This window comes from Nitratidesulfovibrio oxamicus (assembly GCF_015731765.1).
Classification (GTDB): Bacteria; Desulfobacterota; Desulfovibrionia; order Desulfovibrionales; family Desulfovibrionaceae; genus Cupidesulfovibrio; species Cupidesulfovibrio oxamicus.
This window is the reverse complement of record NZ_VRYY01000366.1, coordinates 1-2597: the sequence shown is the minus strand read 5'-3', so window position 1 is coordinate 2597 and position 2597 is coordinate 1. Positions and strand designations below refer to the sequence as shown.

Sequence of the window (2597 nt, the reverse complement as noted above, 5' to 3'; positions counted from 1 at the left end):
GGCGCGATGCCACCCGGTCCGGCGGCGAGCCGCCCTCCGCGCCTTCCCGGCCTTCGGCCCGGGCAGCGGCAAATGCGCGCGATGCCCTGCTGGCCGCCATCAATGCCCGAATCAACCACGCCGCATCGCCGTGGCCACCCTGCACCGTGCGTGAAATGGTGCTGTGGCGCAGCGATCCTGGCGGTGACCGCCCGGTGTACACCCCCCTTGCGGTGCTGCCTGCGCGGGATGACGCACAATGACCGTCGGATGAAAAAGCGGCTGAAAACGCCCTTTCACACCCGAAATTCGGCCCGAACAGGGTGTGCCGAAGCCCCCCTTCCGATGCCGCTTGCCTGCATTCCGCTCTTTCCGGCTGGTTCTTCCCCTTCCATCCCCGCGAGCAATGAAAAACGCCGCACCTGAAGGTGCGGCGCTCATGCCGCTGTGCCATGTCCTGCCCCGCCGGAGCGGAAGTGGGCATGGTATCAAGGCGAATCAGGTTTTTCCGCGGGGGCTCCCCGCGAAAAAAGATAATGCGCCCTACGAGGCGTAATCGCCCCGATTGAACTTGAACTTCTCCGTGGCGGCCATCACTTCGAGTTCGTTGACCACGGCTGCGAGCCCTTCGTGGTCGGAAAGGTTGGGCATGTTCTGCTTCAGGTCGCGCAGCGAGTTGTCGATGCCTTGCAGCATCGAGTACGCATCACGCAGTCCTCCTGTTGACGCCCCCTGCCCCAGTTCGCGGGCGTAGGCATCCCAGTTGTTCAGCAGACCGTCCAGTTGCTCCATGGCCTGGTCGAGGCCGGTCGCATCCGAGGCGGCGTCAACGCCCTCCACTGACGAAACCATGAGCAGCGGGTCGATGCCCGCGGCCCCCGGCGGCACCACCGACGCAGCGGACTGCGCCGATTCGGTTCCGCCCAGCTCCTGCGAGAGCAACGCGCCGAAGTCGCCGACGGCATTGGCGCCGCCGGTGCCCTTTCGTTGCGCTGGCTCCTGCCGTTGCAGGGCCTCCAGTTGTTCCGTGCCGATCTTCATGACGTCCCCCATGTCAGGGATGTAGCGCATGTCGTGCATGCAGGGTACGCCCGTGCCCAAGCAAGAACCCTGCCACGGCCAGCCATTGCACAACCCGCTGAAATTTCACAATCGCACCTGTTTTCAACGGCGCGCAAGGCGGGAAAAAGCTGCCGGGCGGCACGGCTTGCCCACATGCAGACACTACGCATCAAATCGGCCCTTGTCTATTTCGCCCTCTAAGCATACTGTAAGTATACGAAGAGGTTCAGACTGCCACCCGGCCCCGCGAGGGGCACGGAACCCGTAACCAGGGAGAAACACCATGAAGGACTTCAAGAAGATTCTCTGCGCGGTGGACTTTTCCGAGCACAGCAAGGACGTCGCCGAATATGCCGCATCGCTCGCCAGGATGACCGGCGGGTCGGTGGTGGTGCTGTACGCCGCCCCCTCGCTCAGCCAGTACGTGGGCTTCCACGTGCCGCCGAACTCCATCGAGAACTTCGTGGGTGAAATCGTTTCCGGCGCGGAAAAGGCCATGGAATCGTTCGTGGCCGAGAACTTTCCGGGCATCAAGGCCGAGGGCCGCATCGTCACCGGCTACGCGGCGGAAGAAATCCTGGGCATCGCGGACAAGGAAGGCGCGGACGTGATCATCATGGGCACCCATGGCCGCAAGGGCCTGGACCGCATCCTGTTCGGCTCCGTGGCGGAAAAGGTGGTCAAGAGCGCCCGCCAGCCGGTGCTGACCATCCGTCCTACGGCGTAATTCCGGACTGGGTGGCTTCGGGCCTCCTGGTTGGTCCGTGCGGCTTCGCCCCCGCGATTGCCGGTGGCATGCCAGCTGTGGCCCGATGTCCGCGGCAACGGTCGGGGCGATAGGGAACCGCAAGAAGAATGCAGGTGCAAGGGCCGTCGCGAGCAGTTCGCGGCGGCCCTTTTCCTGTGTCTTCACCGCGTTGCCGACAGCACGATCCGGGCAGACGGTCCCCCTGCGTGACGCCTACGTCCCGGCGGAATCCCCGGCCCTGTCCGGTGCCGCCTCCCCGGCGTCCCCGGCTTCCCCGGTTTTCGCAACATCGGGTGCCGCCCCGGGCGGCGCCTCGCACACCGCGTCGTCCATGGCCACGCGCGGCAGGATGAGCCGCACCGACCGTTCGAAAAACAGGTAGTCCCACGCCCAGTTCACCAGCACGAACAACCGGTTGCGGAAGCCGATCAGATAGGCCAGGTGCACGAACAGCCACAGCACCCACGCACCCAGCCCGGAAAAGGCAAACCGCCCCAGCCGCACCACCGCCGCCTGCCGCCCGATGGTGGCCATGGCCCCCTTGTCCCGGTAGCGGAAAGGCTTGGCCTTGCCCCCTTGCAGCAGGCGCAGCACGTTGGCCGCCGCGTGGCGGCCCTGCTGGGTGGCGTTGGGGGCGATCATGGGCGGGTTCTGCCCATCCGGCAGCGCAAGGTCGCCCACCACGTGGATTTCCGGGTGCCCTTCCGCCTGCAGGGTGGGCAGCACCGGCACGCGTCCGCCCCGGCCCACGGGCAGGCCCATGGCGGCAGCCACGTCGTGCCCGCGAACCCCGGCGGAGATCGGAAGA

At 66.1% G+C, this 2597-nt stretch carries 3 protein-coding genes and 1 pseudogene; 2 read left to right on the top strand and 2 right to left on the bottom strand.

What is annotated here, in order from left to right; translation table 11 throughout:
- Positions 1 to 242, top strand: a pseudogene (locus tag FVW20_RS19770) (RNA 2',3'-cyclic phosphodiesterase); the annotation flags it as partial.
- 280 nt (positions 243 to 522) lie between these two features.
- On the opposite strand, the gene FVW20_RS12275 reads toward FVW20_RS19770, so the two are convergent.
- A complete protein-coding gene (locus tag FVW20_RS12275) occupies positions 523 to 1050 on the bottom strand; it encodes a hypothetical protein (RefSeq protein ID WP_231039079.1) in 528 nt (175 codons plus the stop codon).
- A gap of 274 nt (positions 1051 to 1324) precedes the next feature.
- Between FVW20_RS12275 and FVW20_RS12270 the strand changes: the two genes are divergently transcribed.
- A complete protein-coding gene (locus FVW20_RS12270) occupies positions 1325 to 1768 on the top strand; it encodes a universal stress protein (protein ID WP_196609839.1) in 444 nt (147 codons plus the stop codon).
- Positions 1769 to 2002: 234 nt separating this feature from the next.
- Here FVW20_RS12270 and FVW20_RS12265 read toward each other — a convergent pair.
- A partial coding sequence (locus FVW20_RS12265) for an NAD(P)/FAD-dependent oxidoreductase (protein WP_372434992.1) occupies positions 2003 to 2597 on the bottom strand: 595 nt, incomplete at its 5' end.